This is a genomic window from Bombilactobacillus apium (assembly GCF_013385145.1).
GTDB classification, from domain to species: domain Bacteria; phylum Bacillota; class Bacilli; order Lactobacillales; family Lactobacillaceae; genus Bombilactobacillus; species Bombilactobacillus apium.
Map to the genome: position 1 here is coordinate 16,786 of NZ_JABZEC010000003.1, position 18,148 is coordinate 34,933.

Sequence of the window (18,148 nt, forward strand, 5' to 3'; positions counted from 1 at the left end):
TTATGTCCCCAAATTATCAACCCCAAGATACTAAAGATGCCTTACGTTATTTGGAAAAATTAATCAACCAATATTTGAATGCCCCCCTGACGCCAGAATTAATCGCCTATAACCAAAAACAAATTAAATATCTGGAAGAAGAAATCATTCCCTATGCTTTAAAAGTTGAGCATCAACCCCAAAGAGCCCGCAAAGCTCAAACAATGGTTCAAGCCCTCAAACAGTGGCCCAACAAGCGTTTAAGTTCAACCTCCAGTAATCTACAAATGCGTCACGGACAAATCAGCCCCCACCAACAGACCGCTTATCAACATCGAGCCGGTAAACACCACAGTCAACCGCACTACCGAACCAGTAATCACTAAGCAAAAAAATCTTTTTCCCGTAGCCTAAAAACTACTAGAAAAAAGATTTTTTATTTATTAGAAAAATTAAATTGGTCAGTGGGCCTGATTGAGGGCCACTAACATTACTAAGAAGACCAAGAAAGCAATATACATCACCGGGTGAACCTTTTTGGCTTGACCTTGAGCGACTTGGATAATGACATAAGACATCACCCCAAAGGCAAAACCATAAGAGATATCATAAAATAAAGGCATTCCGACAATTGTCACGAAAGCTGGGAAAGCACTTTCAAATTTACTCCAATCAATATTGCCCAAAGATTTCACCATAAATGACCCTACAATAATCATAATCGGGGCGGTTACTTGCGAGGTTACGACCGCCAAGAGCGGTGAAAAGAAGAGACTAATCGTGAAAAAGACACCCACGGTCAAAGATGTCAAGCCGGTTCTCCCACCGGCTGCGATTCCCGTTGAGGATTCGACATAAGCGGCTGTTGGTGAGCTTCCTAAAACGGAAGATCCAATCATTGCCGTCGCGTCACTCAACAAAACCTTGCCCACTCGTGGAGGAACATTTTCCCCCCGTTTAATAAAGCCCGCCTGCTCAGCTAAACCAACCACTGTTCCCGTTGTATCAAAGAAGGCGACGAGGAAGAAAATTAAAATAACGGTTAACATTTGCGGGGTAAAAACAGCATCTAAATGGGTCAATGCTTGACCAAAAGTCGGTTCCAAGCTCGGAATGGGAGCCACTATTGCCGTCGGCAATTTAATCAAGCCGGTCATAATTCCCAAAATCGAAGTTCCGGCCATTCCCAGTAACATATTTCCCGGAACTTTCATTGCCAATAAGATTAAAGTCAAAACTAGGCCAAAGACTGTTAACCAGACCGTCGGATCTTGAAAATTAGTGATTGTCAAAAGCGTCGACTTATTTGTCTGAACTAGGCCCCCATTTTGCAGACCAACAAAGGCCACAAACAGACCAATTCCCGCCGCAATCGCCGATTTCAGGTCACTAGGGATATTATTGATAATCTTTTCGCGCACTTTAAACAAGGTGACCACCAAGAAAATTAAAGAAGCGACGAAAACGCCCGCTAATGCTGTTGGCCAAGAAACCTTCATTCCTAAAACTACCGTATAAGCAAAAAAAGCATTGCTCCCTAAACTAGGAGCAATCGCGATCGGATAATTGGCGAAGAAGGCCGTCATCAAACAGCCAATAATCGCCGAGAGTGCCGTGGCTACAAAAATTGCTCCCTTCGGCATTCCGGTGGCTCCTAAGGTATTCGGATTTACAAATAAAATATAAGACATCGCAATAAAAGTTGTCAGTCCAGCCATAACCTCTCGCCGAACATTAGTTTTATTTTGAGTTAGTTCAAAAAAGTGATCGAGTTTCGATTCCTTTTTGGCAGCTGTGGGATGGTTTCCCATATACAAGCCTCCACTAATAAAATTTAATCGCAGTTATATTATACCGATTTTCTTTTATTTTACCAGTTTTTATTAATATTAAAGATAGAATAATTCTCTAATATTCGTTTTTTGCTTTAATTATTTTTTCCACTTGCCTGTCGATGGTTCAATGCTAAGATAGGAATAAGGAGTTTAACTCTGATTACGAATTTCACAACGAGGAGTAAGTTAATGACAACAACAATTATGGTGGCCGGTGGGGCTGGCTATATTGGTTCTCACATGGTCCAAACTTTATTAGCAGAAAATTATGATGTCGTGATTGTCGACAATCTTTCTACGGGACATCGGCAGGCAGTTAATCCCCAAGCCCGTTTCTACGAGGGCGATACTCGCGATCGGCAATTTCTAGAAAAAGTTTTTAGTCAGGAAAAAATCACCGCTGTAATTCATATGGATGCTTTTTCGATTGTTCCCGAATCAGTCCAAGAACCTTTAAAATATTTTGATAACAATGTTATCGGCATGGTGACCCTACTCGAAGCCATGCAAAAACACGACGTTCATTACATTATCTTTTCTTCAACCGCTGCAACCTTTGGCAATCCGACTAAAATTCCAGTTGGTGATACTGATCCGCAAGATCCGATTAATCCTTACGGTGAAAGTAAATTAATTATGGAATATATGATGCGTTGGGTTGATCAAGCCTACGGGATTAAATTTGTTGCCTTACGTTATTTCAATGCCGCCGGAGCTTTAGCGGATGGTTCGATTGGTGAAGATCACCGACCAGAAACTCACCTAATTCCCATTATTCTCCGAACAGCGGTCGGAGAACAAGCGGAGTTAAAGATTTATGGAGATGACTATCAGACTCCTGATGGCACCAACATTCGGGATTACGTTCATGTCATGGATTTGACCCAAGCCCATCTCCTGGCTGTGCAATACCTGCAAGCCGGACAAGCCAGCACTTGCTTCAATCTAGGCTCAAGTACCGGTTTTTCCGTCAAAGAAATTCTTCAAGCAGCTCGTAAAATTACGGGTCAACCGATTCCAGCTCAAGTCGCTCCCCGCCGAGGCGGTGATCCCGACATTTTAATTGCCGATAATACCCGCGCCAAAAAAATTCTGGGCTGGAAGCCACGTTATGATAATGTTGAAGATATCATTCAAACCGCTTGGAACTGGAAACAAAAGCATCCTCAAGGTTACCAAGATTAACTTTCGATAAAACTTATGCTTTTAATAAGTATTTTTCAATAATTCTTCACACTTTCATTGTTCGCAGTTCATAAGTTGGGATTATAATGTTTCTTGTAGTTGAGGCGAGGCGTTAGACGCACGCCCGCTTCTTCTCCCCCCCAAAAATTTAAATTTTGAATTCCCCTCAATATTTAAATTAAACACCGCCAAGTAATTGGCGGTGTTTTTTTGTCTTAAATTTGAAAGTTAGTTTCCAGGTCAGCTAATTACCAAGCTAGCTAAGATAACTTTTTAAATAAAAATAATTGGGTCTTGCGAAAATCACAGTTCAGGCTAGAAAAAGCGATGAGCTGACCAGAGTTAAAATAAGAATCATCGCTGATTGTTAGAACGGGACTCCCTATGGGTAATTGAAAGAATTTTTCTAATTCAGGAGTCACAATTGTCGCTGTCAAAACCTTGTCTTGAAAACCCAAAGCTTGAGGAACTTGAGCTTGCATAAATTTAAAGAGGGAACCAAATAAGGCCTCTGGGGGGATCTTAGGAACAAAATCCCGCAGATAATATGATCGTTCATCTAAATAGGGCTGACCATCTAAGTAGCGCTGGCGATGAACCGACCATAAAGGAGTCGTTGGCTCAAGCAAACCCTTTAAAGGTTGAAATTGGGCTTGGCCAGCTAAAATAGGGGTAATTGTTGCCGTTTTAGTGGTTAGCTGCTTGCCCTGTCGTTGAAAAGCAGCTGCTAACCCACCCCAATCCTGCAAGGCCATCCCGTACTCTTCAACTTGCGGTCGAACAAAAATTCCCCGACCTTGAGCTTGATAGAGATAACCTAAATTACTTAGTTGAGCTAAAGCCTGCCGCAGAGTATAACGCGTTACCTGATAACGTTGCATTAAGCTCAGCTCAGTGGGTAACTTTTTTTCTTGATCACCAACAACTCCGGCTCGAATATCGTCAATCAATTGTTCCACTAATTCTCTAACGGTTAAACTACTTGCTCGTCTAACCATCTAATTTCGCCTTTTTCTCCCGAATCCACTTTGAATTCTTTTAATTTGCAATAATCAATTCCTCTAAGTCAAATCTTGGCCATTAGTAGCAATTACGTGTTGGAACCAAGTGAACGAATCTTTCTTCCAACGCTTTAAAGTCCCCTGACCTTGATCATCTTTATCAACATAAATTACCCCATAGCGTTTGGACATTTCACCGGTTCCGGCGGAAACTAAATCAATAATTCCCCAAGGAGTATAGCCGATTAAGTTGACGCCATCCACGGCAATCGCTAAAGCCATCTGTTGAATATGATCACGCAAGTAAGCAATTCGATAAGGATCATGGATCTGACCCTTTGCAAACTTATCCACCGCTCCCAAACCATTTTCTACAATAAATAAAGGCAAATCGTAGCGATCGGTGAACCAATTTAAAGCATAACGTAAACCAACCGGATCAATCAACCAACCCCAAGCAGAAGCCTGCAGAGTCGGATTAGTAACTTGGGTATCACTAGCTTGGGTCATGAAATCATCGGCTTCAGCGTCTGTCGCTTGAACCACATGCGAAGCATAGTAAGAAAAGCCAATATAGTCGACGGTTCCTGCCTTCAAAACATCTTCATCTTCTAAAGTAATATCCAACTGATAATTTTGGCGGTTCCAGTATTGCTTTAACCAAGCCGGATACTTCCCCTTACATTGAACATCAGTGAACCAGTAGTTGGCTTGCATGGTTCTTTCTGCTTTCATCACATCCCGCGGATCAGGGCTGGCCGGATAACTGGGACCCATCGCAAACATCCCCCCGATTTGAAAATCGGGATTAATTTGGTGACCAATTTGAACTGCCAAGGCACTAGCGACCAATTCGTAGTGGCCTGCTTGATACATTAACTCCGCCGCATCTTCCCCCGGTTGAACCTGCAAACCCGAATTAGTGAACAAAAACCAATCATCTAATTGCGCCTGATTGTTGATTTCATTAAAAGTCATCCAATATTTAACTTGCTGGCGATAACGTTGGAAAACCACCCGTGCAAATTTGGTAAAGAAATCAATTAACTTCCGATTGCGCCAACCACCATATTCAGTCACCAGATGATAAGGCATCTCAAAGTGAGATAAAGTAACCACTGGCTGAATATCATACTTCAATAATTCCGCAAATAGATCGTCGTAAAATTTCAAACCAGCTTCATTGGGCTTGGCTTCATCACCTTGAGGAAAAATCCTAGTCCAAGCAATACTCGTCCGAAAACACTTTAAACCTAATTCCGCAAACAGTTTGATATCTTCCTTATAGTGATGGTAAAAGTCGATTCCGGTATGATTCGGATAGTTTTCCCCAGCTTGCACTCCAGCCGTAATCTTGCGGGGAGTTTGATTGCTTCCCGCTGTCATCACGTCGGCCAAGCTAACTCCCTTGCCTTCAGCCTGCCAGGCTCCTTCTAATTGATGGGCAGCAACTGCTCCCCCCCATAAGAAATCTTTCGGAAATGTCGTCATAATCTACTTCCTCCTCTAAATTTAAGCTGCGCTTGCCGCGCTAGCTTTTTCATCATGAACTAACTTTTGATCATAAAACTTAATAAACGGTAGCCAAATTATAAAAGCGGCTCCGGCACAAACTAGAGCTAAAACAGCGGCTCGCCAATCTCCTCCAGCCCCTAAGAAACCGGAAAGGCCCACGGGCGTCGGCCAAGCGACCTGCGCAATCGGGGGATTGACCAAGTGCCACTTGATTGCAAAGTAGGCCAAAGACATTGAAGCCATCGGGGCTAAGAAAAAGGGAACTGCGGTATAGGGATTATAGACAATCGGTAATCCGAAGAGGATCGGTTCGTTGATATTGAAGAAAGCTGGAACCACCGAAGCTTTGCCAATTGTTTTCAATTGAACTGATTTAGCAAAAAAGGCAATAAAAATTACCATTCCTAAAGTTGCTCCCGAACCACCAATGGTGACAAAACAATTATTAAATTCACCAGCTAAGGGTATATTGCCTCCATGCTGATTAGTAGCCATATTGGCTAAAACGATCGGGGTTAAAAAAGAAGTCACAATTGTTGCCCCATGAATCCCGACAATCCAAAGCGCATGCATGATAAAGTAAACAACTAATAATCCCAACCAAGTATTCGTGAGCTGCGTTACAAAACTGAAGGGATAAGAAATAATCTTGAAGATATCAGTTTGACAGCTAACTAAAACTCCGTTGATGATAATCACCACTAAGGCAATTAAGGCAGTGGGAATCAAAGCCGTAAAAGAATTGGAAACTCCCGCGGGAACTGTTTCGGGTAATTTAATTGTAAAGTGGTGCTGCACACAAAAAGCATAGATTTTGACAGCTAAGATTGCCATGATAATGGCGGTAAAAATCCCCGTTGTTCCTAGGCGAGTCACACCATTGTTCATTTCCCAACCATCGAGAATTTTTAATCCCTGAGCATTTTGGTTAACTAAGGTCATCGCCCCATTTTTAAAAACTAATTCAGGAACACACATAAAGAAGGCTAAGAGCGATAACAAAGCTCCATTAAGGGGATTCAAATCTATCTTTTCTTCTTGAGCTTGAATCCGCGTATATTCATAACCGAAAACTAAGCCAAAATATAAAGCCAAAATTCCCATTGTCGCTGTATTTGCCAACATATATAACGGAGTCAAACGATCAAAAGAGGTTGCCCAAAGGCCTTTGAGAACTGGAAAACTTTGGGGGATCACACTAATAATTAAAAACATCGATCCGACAATCGTAAAGGGAATTGAAGCCATCCCCGCCGCCATTACGGCTCGCACAATTCGCAACTGGGCTAATTTTCCCATTGGTCGCATCAAATGTTTACTCAAGAATTGAAACATTTTACTATCTTGATTATTCATGATCTGTCCTCCTTACTTTCAAAATTAGACTTAGCTATTAGATCTTGCATCCTTTGATAATAGGCATCTTGTTTCCGCTCAATTCTGTGAATGTGAATTAACAAAAGAAAACAGCTGATACTGCCACCGATTAATAACAATTTCCACAAACTTTGCGCTGGGGTTGAGAAAAAAGGCACAAACTGCTGGCTCCAAGAATAATTACTGCCTAACAACAAGATTAAATTAGAAACTAATTGTAGCCGATAGCCCCAACGGGTTTTCGGCAAAGTAGAACTGGGTTGCCAATATTTTTTTGTTTGTTCAACAATCATGATTAAATCAACGAAAACTAAGCTCCAGGGCAATATCCCAGTCTTCGAAGTCAAACTCAAAAAGGCCCAGTACAAGTTAGTGAAGAAAAAGCCTGCGGTTCCATAACGAACCACCCAAAAACGTGAAAAAGCCAATCCTTGTCTTTGCCAAGTTCTGGCTGTCAATTTAGATTGTGCTTGCATCCTGTCTTCCCCTCATTTCCTAATTAGGAATTCTTAAAAATTCATTCGAATGACTTCTGAAAACAATTTCAGTATAGCACAAAATGAAAGCGATTCAATCTTTTGAGCAGACACCTTCTAAAAAAATAAAACTTCTTTATGATCATGATCGAATTTTTTGCATAAAAATAGGCAACTGATTTCCGCTTAGAATCGGTTATCAGCTACCTAAAAGATAGTTAAATCTTATTTAAATTGAGGAATTACTTTCCAGCAAAAATTTCTTGGACGAGTGGCAATAGACGCTCAACAATTACTTTTGTCCCGGCAGCATCGGGGTGTAAACCATCCGTATAAGAGATCGGCCAAGCAGCCGTTTCAATAATTTGGGTTTGCGGATACTCTGCTGCCTCTTCCCGAATGACGGCGGCATGTCGCTGACTAAAGGGAACTAAAACAATCAGCGGCGTTTTTGGATAAGCTAAGCGAATCTGTTGCAGAAAATGTTCCCATTGTGCCCGAAACTCTAATTCATTGACCTTCTTATCCGTGGTTCCCAAATTAATAATCACCGCTGCGCTAACTTGCGGCTTCCAAGGATACCCTGCCGCCACCTCTTGGAAAAATTGACCGGCTACCGGTACTCCACCAGTCCCTGGCTGAACAATTCCCGCTCCCGGATAGGCAATTCGCAGATCCTCACAATTCAACCGGCGCGCAATTTGAGCCGCATAATTATTTTCCGCACAATAATCACGTCCGGCTGTCTTTCCGTGCAGCCAAGAACCAGCAGTAATCGAATCGCCAATAAAAGTTAAGGCTGGTCCATCTGGTTGGACTGGCTGAGCTTTCCCTTGAGGATCTAAAGTTAAACCATCAAAGTAGAGACCTTCATGACGCTTCCAAACATTATCTTGGATCGTATTTCCACTATAAAAGATCTGCACTAAATGAGTTTTGTCCGATTCAAAAGTCAAAGTTAACGGCATCTGCGTTAAGTCACAGCGCTGCATGGGCTGATCGTCCACTTGATAAGCTAGCCAGACCCCAGCATTATTGGCAGCACTAGAAAAATTAAAAGTTACCTGAGAACTCTGTTCAATCTGCGTCCAAAGTTGAGCGCCTAAATTAGTCGTATAAGCTCCATGTTCAGTTTGGGCCCAACGACCACTTAAGTGGACCGGAAAGTCACAATTCGCATCAACTTGTTTCAAGTTCATTTTTTAAGACTCCTTCTTGTTTCAGCTTCAAATTCCATGTTACCATTATAACAATTAACTAGTTTGTAGAGGATGATCTTATGGTGAAAAATATTATTTTTGATATTGATGGGACTTTATTAGACACTAAAGAAGCCGGATTAGCTGCTCTTCAAAAGACGCTTTTAGAAGAATATAACATCAAACAAACAATCGCTGAATTGGAATTTGCCTTTTCCAGTACTGCTGACCAAGTTTTTAAAAAATATCAAATTCCTGAATCAGAATATACTTCAATGGCCCAAAAAGTTACCAGCAATGCCTTTGAATTCACCGATGAAGTTAAACCCTTCCCTGGAATTAAATTCTTACTAGCTGAATTGAATCACCGGCAAGTGCCGATGGCCGTGGTGACTTCCGAAACTCGAGATGAATTAGAAGATATTTTTCTCCAAACTTCGATTAGTCCCTACTTTCACCACTTTGTCACCGCTGATCAAGTCTCCCATCCTAAACCAGCTGCCGAACCGACCCTCAAGGCCTTAGAATTACTAGAAGCTCGCCCTGAAGAAACTCTCTTTGTTGGCGATGCGGCAACCGATATCGGGAGCGCCCATCACGCTGATGTTGCTTTTGGGCTGGCAACTTGGGGAGCCAACTCCAGCCAAGATTTTACGGAGGCTGAATATCAATTTCAAACTCCCCAAGAAATTTTAGCGACTTTAAATTAAGTTCTATTGCATTTAAATACATCTAGATTGATGAAAAATCATCAATCTTTTTTTATTTATAATAATTAGGAAATAATTCAAATAATGTTATCATAAGCAGTAAAAATAGAACGGAAGATTTAGTAATTACCTAAGACATGACTACCACGTCGCAAAAGATTAGATCAGCCAGTGCTTGGTTAAATGAGTACGCCTGTTCACTTTTTGGTGATCTGATTTATATGTATAATTTAAATTAGTTCTTGGTTGCCCATTTAATCGTAAAAATACCCAACAATCATTAGTTTATTTATCTAACAATTATAGGACAGTTCATGATGCTCCTTTAGATTATTTTGACTTAAATAGACTTGTCTATCCTATAAAATACATTTATGCAAATTTATTAAATGTGCAGCCACTTTTTCCAGCCTTTATAGAATTAGTTTTTCACGTTCAGGCTTTTTTATCCTCCCAAGTAAAAGCTTGATGAAGAACAAAGCCTGACAATAAGTTGTCGCTAAAAATTTCTATATTTTTTAAATTAATAATCAACTTCGTGTGATAAATCTTCTCCATTAGTCGCAGTAACCCGCTTGTACCAATAAAAACTCTTTTTGGGAATTCGCTAAAAATCTCCATTGCCTTGATCGTTACGATTCACATATACATATCCATATCGTTTGGCAATCTGACCGGTACCGGCCGACACAAGATCGATCCAACCCCAAGAAGTGTAAGCTAACAGATTTACACCATCTTTAATTGCTTTGACCATTGCTTCAATATGCTCAGCCAAATATGAAATTTGATAATCATCATTAATCTTCCTGTCAGATGTTACTTCATCGCGGGCACCGAGTCCGTTCCCCACAACCTCTCCTACCGTCCTGCTAAATCATTCAGATACCAGCGTAGTCCATCCGGATCAGTCGACCAACTCCCCATTCGCTATATTTAAGGTAAGGGTTCTTTACACCAAAACTCAAATTACCTGTTGAAACTCGTTTTGTTGGATCAGCAGTTTCTGCAGATAAACTGTAGTAACTAAAGGAATAAAAATCCACGGTTCCTTTCTTTAACTTATCCCAATCCTCATCAGTAATATCTAAGTGAATATTATGTTCACCCCAGTACCGTTTCGCGAACACTGGATATGCTCCACGCACTTGTACATCCCCACAGTAGTAATTACGCAAATTGGTGATTTTCTGGGCAGCTAAAATATCCTTCGGGTCACTAAGTAAGAGGATAGTATACCTGGCCCGCAATCATGCAGCCAATTTGAAACTGGGTATCAATGTGATGTCCCTGCTGGACTGCTTTGGCACTTGCACCCAACTAATGATGAAGGCTAGTCAATGTATTCTGGAGCTCCGAATCAGTTTGTTCCGGCAACATAATCTCCTGGCCGTCTTTCATTTTCTTTCCCAAAGACATATCGTTGGCCAACATTAAAGGAATATTGTTTTCGTTAAATGTTATCCAGTATTTCACAAGTCCCTTATATTCACTGAAAAGCGTTCTCGTATAATTGAGATAAAAATCAATCGTCTGATGACTGGCCCAGCCACCGTACTATTTGCTTAGATAATATGGAATTTCGTAATGTGATATTGTTACAAGAGGTTCAATATCATACTTTCGACAGAATTCAAACACATGGCGGTAATAATCCAGTCCAGCCTGATTTGGTTGGGTTTCATCTCCATTGAGAAAGATGCGAGTCCATGCGATTGAAAGCCAATACATCTTAAAATCCATTTCTGCCATTAATTTAATGTCTTCATCAATATGTTCGTAACCAGCACTTGTCTTGTGGGATGGAAAATAGACATTATCTTGGGCATGTTCATGAAAAATTCTCGACTTCTCAGCAGTGCCACCAGCAAAGGTCACGTCCTACCTACAACACCTCTCCAAACCGTATCAAATGATTATCAGACAAGAAGAGTAAAAATAAACAATTGAACAATTTCTTCAGACACCAAAAAACTTGAGCTTCCATTCGGTTGGAAGAAAATTAGTTCCAACTTTCTGGTATTGATACACCCGATCAATACCAGTTTTTTTGGTCCACAAAGATAATCTGCTTGTCCTCATTTACCATGTTTTAAATAAGTAAACGAGAGCAAAACTAACTTTCAATAATATCCCTCAGTAACTAAATCATTTCGATACTAGCCCCCATTTTACATTATTTGAACTGCTTTCTAACTATTGTATAAAAGAGGCTTCGAAAGTAGATTTCACTTTCGCAGTCTTTTATTTTGGGGATCATCATCTTTTTTAATAGAAAACACCCACAATTGTGGAAGTAATTACTGAAGCCAAGGTTGCCCCCAACAAGAGCTTCATTGTAAATTTAGCAACGATTGCTCCCTGCTTTTCCCCAATTGACTTCATTGAACCGGTAATAATTCCAATCGAACCAAAGTTCGCAAAAGAAACCAAGTAGGTAGAAATAATCGCCGTAGTCTTGGCCGTTAAGCCATGAGCTGCTTGTAAATCAGCCATAGCGACAAATTCATTGGTGAATAATTTCGTGGCCATCAAACTTCCGGCTTGAACGATATCTTTTTGCGGAACTCCCATCAACCAAGCAACCGGCGCAAAGACGTAACCAATGATTTCGGTAAATGAAATATGAATTAAGGCCGTCAAACAGTTATTCAAGAAAGCAATTAAAGCGACAAAACCAAGCACCATGGCTCCTACGGTAATCGCAATATTAAAACCATCCATGATGTAATTTCCTAACATCTGGAAAAAAGAATCTTCTTCGGAAGCAGTTGGCGTTACAGCCTGATTATCGGCAGCGCTCAAATCATAAGGATTAATAATACAAGAAATAATCAGAGCGGAAAGAATATTCAAAAAGACTGCTACGAGAACAAACTTTCCGGGAATCATTTTCATATAGGAAGCCAAAAGCGAAGCAGAAACAGCACTCATTGCCGAAGCACAAATCGTATATAATCTTTTTTGATCTAATTTGGTAAGCTGATCTTTAATCGTAATGAAGACTTCAGGCATCCCTAAGAAAACTGTGGAAACCGCAAAGTAACTTTCCAATTCTCCCATCCCGACAATTTTATTCAGACCTCGGCCAGCCCATTTGACCACAAAAGGAAGAATTTTCAAATAATTCAATATCCCGATCAAAGCGGCAATGAAAACAATCGGCATTAAAACATTAAAGAAGAAGACCGTTTGGCCGGGCTTAATCACAATGTTGCCAAACACAAAACTTACTCCGGCAGCGGCTTGATCCATCAACCAACTAAAGAAGGTGGAAATTTGGGCCATAATCTGAATTCCTCCGGCAGTATGCAGACACAAAAAGGAAATCACAAATTGCATTACTAATAAGATGGCAATTCGGCGATACTTGATATGGTGCCGATCATAACTTACTAACCAACTGATGGCAAAAACTAGCGCTAATCCAGTTATCAAAAAAACAAATCTCATCTCTTCATTTACTCCTCAATCTTTTTAAACAAGTTCTCACAACAAAAAATCAGCCGTAGTTGACAGCTGATTTTCCGGTTACATCTTTTCTAAGCGAGCAATCCGATCGGCTAAAGGTGGATGGGTATCAAAAAGATGGGCCCCCGATCGCTTTTTTAAAGGATCAGAAATATATAAAGCCGCACTAGCCTCATCAACATTCTTCATCGGTTGCTCAAAAGTCATTAACTTCTGCAAAGCATCAATTAATCCTTGAGGATTCCGCGTTAACTCCACACTGGAAGCATCAGCAAGATACTCGCGATTTCGCGAAATTGCGAGCTGAACGATCGTGGCAATAATTGGTCCTAAAATTGAAAATAATAAACCAACAATAAACAAAACTAATTGTAAGACACCATTCCGATCACCATCGCGATCATTCCGGTCGCCACCAAAAAGCCAACCCCAACGCGCCATATTTCCGAGCATCGAGGAAATAAAGACAATAGCCGAAGATAAAGCTAGCGCAATTGTCGAAACTCGAATATCATAGTTGCGAATATGCGACAATTCATGTCCCAAGACACCTTCCAACTCTGAGCGATCCATCATTTCATACAAGCCACTGGTCACCGCAACCGCCGCATGCTCCGGATCACGGCCCGTAGCAAAAGCATTGGGACTGGGATCATCAATGATATATAAATCCGGTTGAGGAACGTGGGCAACCAAAGATAAATCTTCCACAATATGCCAAAGTTGTGGCGCCTGATCAGAAGATTTAATTGCCTGAGCATGATTCATTTGCATTACCAGACTGGTGGATTGAAAATAAGTCCCTAAAGCATAAAAAATTGTAATCACTAGCGCCATCACAACCCCAGAAATAGCACTTTGAAACCATAACTGACCAATAACGCCACCGATAGTTCCTAACAAGGCAAAGAAAACAGCAAAAACTAGATACGTTTTTCTTTTGTTACGCGCAATCTGTTGATATAGCATGCTGGATTACCTCTTAAAATTTCACTTCGGGAACTTTAGTCTCTGCTTCAGGAATCGTCAAGTAATCCATCTTTTGGAAGTGATGCAAGTTAGCGACCAAATTACGAGGAAAAGTCTGGGTTCCTGTATTATAGTACTGAACTGCACTATTATAAGCCTGACGCGAATAAGCAACCTTATTTTCCGTGTTGGTTAGTTCTTCCATTAATTTGCCAAATTCTTGATTAGCCTTTAAATCAGGATAACTTTCTGCCAATGCAAAAACTTGCCGTAAGACACCACTCAATTGACCATCGGCGGTCACTTTATCTTGTAACGAGTCCGCACTAACCACTGAGTTTCGTAATTTTACAACTTCCTCTAAAGTTGATTTCTCATGTTGAGCATAGCCTTTAACCGTCGAAACCAAATTGGGAATTAAGTCTGTCCGCCGTTTTAACTGGACAGAAATCTGACTTTCAAATTCTTGGGCCTGATTTCGGCTGCGAACTAAGCCATTGTACAAAACGGCATAAATTACAGCTAAAACTAAAACGACAACTACAATAATTGCAATTAACATAAACCGCTCCTTTAATGATTTTCCATCATCTTACCATATAAAAGGCTTCAAGTAATCGAAAAGGTGGCAATTACTCCGCTTCCGCAGTTGAAATTGAGTTTCCAATTTCATCCTCTCCAAAATCATGGCTCATATAATCAGCATCTGTGATGGGGAAATGCTGTTCCAAGGTATCAAAGACTTGGACTTCAACTTGACCCGTTGCTAATTCAAAATCTAAGATGTGACCACCCATGGAATGGTCAGCAGCCAGGAAATGACTGTGGTAGCCAGCAACAGCAGCTCCATGGAAAAGTTCGGGCGAATAATAACTAATCAAAGTTCCCGCAATATTTTCGCCTTCAAAAATACTTTGCTTTTCGGAAGCTTCCACTAAAGTAGCGTAAGGCGGTTGGGTTTTATCTACTGCCCGAGTCTTCATCTTCCGAAAAGTTCCTTGAACTTTAAGCGAATAAAATACATTAGGGCTCGCTAGCGCCGTCGTTACTTTTTGATAAAAATCAGCGGCCGCTAAATCCTGATAAGTGGCTAAAACTTGGTAGTCACCTTGATGAACTGAAGCAAAGGGAACTGTGAAATCTGGGGACAATAACTTAACTTGACCAGCACCATTAACCTGATAGGCTTTTCCCGCCAAAATAATTAATTCACCGTCTAATCCTTCACCGGTTCCAATTCCGTAATCACCATGTTCTAATAACTCTCCCATGGTCATTGTTCCCTTTAACAAACCAGGAACTAACAAAGCTAAAGTTCCGTGTTGATATAAAACGCTAGTCATCAAACCACCTCTTAATTAAATTGATCCGTTAATAAGTTTTCATTCAATTCATGGTTGTGCGAGTAATCAACTGGGATTTCCACGATCACTGGACCCGCAGTTTGGAAAGCTTGATCCAAAATACTATCTAGATCATGATCTTGGTCAACTCGCAGACCATGAGCACCAAAACTCTCCGCATATTTGACAAAATCAACCGGACCAAAAGCAACTCCTGCTTCATGACCATACTTAGATTGTTCTTGGAAACGAACCATATCGTAGTAGCCATCCACCCAAACTAGTTGGACAATGTTAGCTTGCAAACGAACTGCCGTTTCTAACTCTTGTCCTGAGAACAAGAAGCCACCATCACCGGCAACCGAAACGATTTGGTGATCCGGGTGTAATAAGGACGCACTAATTGCCCAAGGTAAAGCAACGCCCAAAGTCTGCATTCCGTTACTAAAGAGTAAATGACGGGGTTCATAACTACGGAAGTGGCGCGCCATCCAGATATAATGACTCCCAACATCAACCGTAACATACATCGAGTCATCAACGTGCTTTTGTAAAGCTTGCACGACAGCTAAAGGATGAACTTCAGCCCGCTTCTCGGAGCTAGCATGCGGTGGAAGATCACTTTGATCAAATTCGGCTTTAATTGCCGCTAATTTTTCTTTTGTGCTATCTTTCATCGTATATTGTTCGCTAAATAAATCAGTTAATTCAGTTAAAGTATCAGCTAAATCACCTTGTAAGACCATATCTGGTTGATAATCTTGGCTCAACTCGGGAGCAACACTATCGAGATTAATAATGGCTCCTGCGCGATTTTTATTCCAATTCCGAGCTTCATATTCAATTGGATCATAACCAATTGTAATTACGAGATCTGACCGCTTCAACAAGATATCCCCTGTTTGGTTGCGGAACAAACCTACCCGACCAAAGTAAAGTTGTTCTAATTCGTGGGAAATAACTCCTGCTCCTTGGAAAGTTTCCACGACTGGGACAGGAACTTTTTTCAAAAAGGTCCGTAAAGCACTTGTGGTTGGTTCATCAGAAGCTCGCATTCCCGCCAAAATCACGGGCAATTTAGCTTGATGAATCCGATCAGCAAATTGTTGCAAACGTTCCTTAGCCGGAACCCCTTGAGCAACAGCTAAGTTATGTTGCATTACTGGTCGAATCGTTGAACCATTAACCACATCTTGCGGTAAAGAAATAAAAACGGCCCCACTTTTAGCACTCACAGCAGTTTGGTAAGCGTTAGCGAAGGCTTCGGATAAGTTATTAGGATCTTCAACTTCAATACTTTGCTTCGTAACTGGAGCTAGGATTCCTTGATTAGGAATACTTTGGTGCGTCAAACGAGATAAGTCATCTCTTTGGACTTGTCCTCCGAGGGCAATTACAGGATCGCCTTCGGAAGTTGCAGTTACTAAGCCGGTAGCTAAATTAGCTACTCCGGGTCCCGAAGTTACAACAACCACCCCGGGTTTGCCAGTTAAACGACCGACTGCTCCGGCCATAAAAGCGGCGTTTTGTTCATGTCGAGCGACGATTAATTTTGGTACCCGCGGATCTTGACTTTGCTCCATTTCTTCAAAGAGTAAGTCAACTTTGGCACCGGGAATCCCAAATACATATTGGACTCCATAATTCATCATTGTTTCGAGGAGGGCTTTGGCCCCTGTTTGTTGAGTCATTTTAATCTTCCTTTGTGAAATTATTGAATCTTCGTTCAATGACGGAAATTTAACATAATCCAGCATAGTTAATTCGGTAGACAATGTCAATTATTCGTAATTTCACAAGAAGATTAGAAACTAAGTCTTCATTATATGGGATAATTAACGTATAATAGTTACGGTGTTTTATCCATAGAAATATTTTCATTTAAGAGGGTTATTTAATGGCAATTATCAAAAATATTTTTGCGGATAAGATGTTGTGGATTGCTACGGCCGCGGCACTTCTTACAACTCTTGTCAGTACTCCTCGGGTTGATGATATCAATTTTCACACCATTTATTCTCTGCTTTCGATGATGATCTTGGTGCAGATTTTTGAACATCTGGGTTTACTTCAGTATCTCTCAAAAAGTGTTACTACCCGAGTCACCAACACCCGTCAACTAATGTTAACGTTCACCTTGTTAGCTTTTGTTGGCGCTATGTTCCTAACTAATGATGTCACAGTTTTAATCATGATTCCGATTTTTTTCCAAGCTGACAAAAATCGAAATACTAATCAAATTCTCGGTGTGATCCTAATCACAGTCGCTGCTAATCTTGGGAGTGCGGTAACTCCTTTTGGTAATACCCATAATTTATTTTTGTTATCCCATTATAATTTAGACTTGGCGACCTTTTTCAAAATGTCTCTGGCCTACTTAGTTGTGGGTTTAGTAATCTTAAGCGCTACCACTTTACTTTTAAATCCTAAACATTCTATTAAAGTAGATATCAGTCCTTCCCCCTTAAACCCCCTTCCGTTACTAATCGCATTACTTGTTACCGGGGTTATTTTTTTGGGCATTTTCAAGGTTATCCCCATTTGGATTGCCGGACTGGTCGCTGTCGCCGCCGCGCTCGTTTTAGACTATCGAATTTTATTTCGGGTTGATTACGCAACCATTCTAGTCTTTGTCTGCTTCTTTATTGCGGTTGGCAATATTAGCCGTTTCGAGGGAATCGCTCATCTAATTCGCTTTTTCGTCCATACTAAACTTTCTACCTTTTTAACTTCTATCTTTTTAAGCCAGTTCATCAGCAATGTTCCTTCCACAATTCTTATTGCTAAGTTTACCTCGAACATTCCCGAATTATTCTTCGGTTCGAACGTCGGGGGATTGGGAACTACTGTGGCTTCAATGTGCAATCTTCTGGCTTATAAACAATACATGACTTTTTCCGCTCAACGTCAGCCGGGAAAATATTTGAGCCATTCAATTATTTTGAATCTAATCCTCTTGCTAATTACAGCGATCGCCAGCTGGTTGGTAATCCTTCATTTCTGTTAAAGTCTAGTTCAATAAGAACTTAAAGCAGCATCTACCAAAATAGTTGGTGGGTGCTGTTTTAAGTTACGACGATAAGACTCT

General features: G+C 40.8%; 17 protein-coding genes and 1 pseudogene. 4 read left to right on the plus strand and 14 right to left on the minus strand.

Annotated elements, in window-relative coordinates; translation table 11 throughout:
• The first annotated feature begins 2 nt into the window (after window positions 1–2).
• Entirely contained in the window at window positions 3–365 is a 363-nt protein-coding gene (locus tag HU830_RS03550) for a hypothetical protein (RefSeq protein ID WP_176942423.1), read from the plus strand.
• 75 nt (window positions 366–440) lie between these two features.
• Here HU830_RS03550 and HU830_RS03555 read toward each other — a convergent pair whose 3' ends face one another.
• Entirely contained in the window at window positions 441–1,790 is a 1,350-nt protein-coding gene (locus HU830_RS03555; protein WP_176942424.1) for an NCS2 family permease, read from the minus strand.
• 213 nt (window positions 1,791–2,003) lie between these two features.
• On the opposite strand from HU830_RS03555, the gene galE reads away from it, so the two are divergent.
• On the plus strand, window positions 2,004–2,999 hold the full coding sequence (gene galE, locus HU830_RS03560) for a UDP-glucose 4-epimerase GalE (RefSeq protein ID WP_176942425.1): 996 nt from the start codon (window positions 2,004–2,006) through the stop codon (window positions 2,997–2,999).
• 260 nt (window positions 3,000–3,259) lie between these two features.
• Here the strand turns inward: galE and HU830_RS03565 are convergent, their stop codons facing one another.
• From HU830_RS03565 to HU830_RS03585, 5 genes are all read right to left on the minus strand, one after another.
• The gene (locus HU830_RS03565) at window positions 3,260–3,997 is read right to left on the minus strand and encodes a GntR family transcriptional regulator (RefSeq protein ID WP_176942426.1); all 738 of its coding nucleotides are present in this window, start codon (window positions 3,995–3,997) and stop codon (window positions 3,260–3,262) included.
• Between the two features lie 63 nt (window positions 3,998–4,060).
• Window positions 4,061–5,491 carry a 6-phospho-beta-glucosidase gene (locus HU830_RS03570; protein WP_176942427.1) on the minus strand — a complete coding sequence of 477 codons (1,431 nt, stop codon included), beginning with the start codon at window positions 5,489–5,491 and terminating at the stop codon, window positions 4,061–4,063.
• A 21-nt stretch (window positions 5,492–5,512) separates the two neighbouring features.
• Complete coding sequence (celB, locus tag HU830_RS03575; protein ID WP_176942428.1) at window positions 5,513–6,871, minus strand: PTS cellobiose transporter subunit IIC; 1,359 nt, start codon at window positions 6,869–6,871, stop codon at window positions 5,513–5,515.
• On the minus strand, window positions 6,868–7,368 hold the full coding sequence (locus tag HU830_RS03580; RefSeq protein WP_176942429.1) for a PTS cellobiose transporter subunit IIC: 501 nt from the start codon (window positions 7,366–7,368) through the stop codon (window positions 6,868–6,870). The genes celB and HU830_RS03580 overlap by 4 nt, the downstream gene beginning before the upstream one ends.
• A 242-nt stretch (window positions 7,369–7,610) precedes the next feature.
• A complete protein-coding gene (locus HU830_RS03585) occupies window positions 7,611–8,567 on the minus strand; it encodes a GDSL-type esterase/lipase family protein (RefSeq protein ID WP_176942430.1) in 957 nt (318 codons plus the stop codon).
• An 80-nt stretch (window positions 8,568–8,647) separates the two neighbouring features.
• Between HU830_RS03585 and HU830_RS03590 the strand changes: the two genes are divergently transcribed.
• Window positions 8,648–9,277 carry an HAD family hydrolase gene (locus HU830_RS03590; RefSeq protein ID WP_176942431.1) on the plus strand — a complete coding sequence of 210 codons (630 nt, stop codon included), beginning with the start codon at window positions 8,648–8,650 and terminating at the stop codon, window positions 9,275–9,277.
• A 607-nt stretch (window positions 9,278–9,884) separates the two neighbouring features.
• Here the strand turns inward: HU830_RS03590 and HU830_RS09010 are convergent.
• The 8 genes and pseudogenes from HU830_RS09010 to alsS all read right to left on the minus strand — a co-directional run bounded on the left by HU830_RS09010 (window position 9,885) and on the right by alsS (window position 16,751).
• Window positions 9,885–10,130 (minus strand): family 1 glycosylhydrolase, encoded by a 246-nt coding sequence (locus HU830_RS09010; protein ID WP_176942432.1) that lies wholly within the window; start codon window positions 10,128–10,130, stop codon window positions 9,885–9,887.
• A gap of 28 nt (window positions 10,131–10,158) precedes the next feature.
• The gene (locus HU830_RS09015; protein ID WP_176942433.1) at window positions 10,159–10,527 is read right to left on the minus strand and encodes a family 1 glycosylhydrolase; all 369 of its coding nucleotides are present in this window, start codon (window positions 10,525–10,527) and stop codon (window positions 10,159–10,161) included.
• Between the two features lie 70 nt (window positions 10,528–10,597).
• Window positions 10,598–11,029 (minus strand): annotated as a pseudogene (locus HU830_RS08835) (family 1 glycosylhydrolase).
• A gap of 516 nt (window positions 11,030–11,545) precedes the next feature.
• Window positions 11,546–12,730, minus strand: coding sequence for a NupC/NupG family nucleoside CNT transporter (locus tag HU830_RS03615; protein WP_176942435.1), 1,185 nt, complete (start codon window positions 12,728–12,730; stop codon window positions 11,546–11,548).
• Window positions 12,731–12,808: 78 nt separating this feature from the next.
• Complete coding sequence (htpX, locus tag HU830_RS03620) at window positions 12,809–13,717, minus strand: zinc metalloprotease HtpX (RefSeq protein ID WP_176942436.1); 909 nt, start codon at window positions 13,715–13,717, stop codon at window positions 12,809–12,811.
• 13 nt (window positions 13,718–13,730) lie between these two features.
• Complete coding sequence (locus tag HU830_RS03625) at window positions 13,731–14,279, minus strand: LemA family protein (protein ID WP_176942437.1); 549 nt, start codon at window positions 14,277–14,279, stop codon at window positions 13,731–13,733.
• Between the two features lie 70 nt (window positions 14,280–14,349).
• Window positions 14,350–15,060 carry an acetolactate decarboxylase gene (gene budA / locus HU830_RS03630; RefSeq protein ID WP_176942438.1) on the minus strand — a complete coding sequence of 237 codons (711 nt, stop codon included), beginning with the start codon at window positions 15,058–15,060 and terminating at the stop codon, window positions 14,350–14,352.
• An 11-nt stretch (window positions 15,061–15,071) separates the two neighbouring features.
• Entirely contained in the window at window positions 15,072–16,751 is a 1,680-nt protein-coding gene (gene alsS, locus HU830_RS03635) for an acetolactate synthase AlsS (protein ID WP_176942439.1), read from the minus strand.
• 206 nt (window positions 16,752–16,957) lie between these two features.
• Between alsS and HU830_RS03640 the strand changes: the two genes are divergently transcribed.
• The gene (locus tag HU830_RS03640) at window positions 16,958–18,067 is read left to right on the plus strand and encodes an SLC13 family permease (protein WP_176942440.1); all 1,110 of its coding nucleotides are present in this window, start codon (window positions 16,958–16,960) and stop codon (window positions 18,065–18,067) included.
• The last annotated feature ends 81 nt before the right edge of the window (window positions 18,068–18,148 follow it).

Excerpts from the sequence above, each read along its gene's own strand:
- HU830_RS03550 (WP_176942423.1), top strand. The coding sequence starts at position 3 with ATGTCCCCAAATTATCAACCCCAAGATACTAAAGATGCCTTACGTTAT.
- HU830_RS03555 (WP_176942424.1), bottom strand. The coding sequence starts at position 1,790 with ATGGGAAACCATCCCACAGCTGCCAAAAAGGAATCGAAACTCGATCAC.
- galE (WP_176942425.1), top strand. The coding sequence starts at position 2,004 with ATGACAACAACAATTATGGTGGCCGGTGGGGCTGGCTATATTGGTTCT.
- HU830_RS03565 (WP_176942426.1), bottom strand. The coding sequence starts at position 3,997 with ATGGTTAGACGAGCAAGTAGTTTAACCGTTAGAGAATTAGTGGAACAA.
- HU830_RS03570 (WP_176942427.1), bottom strand. The coding sequence starts at position 5,491 with ATGACGACATTTCCGAAAGATTTCTTATGGGGGGGAGCAGTTGCTGCC.
- celB (WP_176942428.1), bottom strand. The coding sequence starts at position 6,871 with ATGAATAATCAAGATAGTAAAATGTTTCAATTCTTGAGTAAACATTTG.
- HU830_RS03580 (WP_176942429.1), bottom strand. The coding sequence starts at position 7,368 with ATGCAAGCACAATCTAAATTGACAGCCAGAACTTGGCAAAGACAAGGA.
- HU830_RS03585 (WP_176942430.1), bottom strand. The coding sequence starts at position 8,567 with ATGAACTTGAAACAAGTTGATGCGAATTGTGACTTTCCGGTCCACTTA.
- HU830_RS03590 (WP_176942431.1), top strand. The coding sequence starts at position 8,648 with ATGGTGAAAAATATTATTTTTGATATTGATGGGACTTTATTAGACACT.
- HU830_RS03615 (WP_176942435.1), bottom strand. The coding sequence starts at position 12,730 with ATGAGATTTGTTTTTTTGATAACTGGATTAGCGCTAGTTTTTGCCATC.
- htpX (WP_176942436.1), bottom strand. The coding sequence starts at position 13,717 with ATGCTATATCAACAGATTGCGCGTAACAAAAGAAAAACGTATCTAGTT.
- HU830_RS03625 (WP_176942437.1), bottom strand. The coding sequence starts at position 14,279 with ATGTTAATTGCAATTATTGTAGTTGTCGTTTTAGTTTTAGCTGTAATT.
- budA (WP_176942438.1), bottom strand. The coding sequence starts at position 15,060 with ATGACTAGCGTTTTATATCAACACGGAACTTTAGCTTTGTTAGTTCCT.
- alsS (WP_176942439.1), bottom strand. The coding sequence starts at position 16,751 with ATGACTCAACAAACAGGGGCCAAAGCCCTCCTCGAAACAATGATGAAT.
- HU830_RS03640 (WP_176942440.1), top strand. The coding sequence starts at position 16,958 with ATGGCAATTATCAAAAATATTTTTGCGGATAAGATGTTGTGGATTGCT.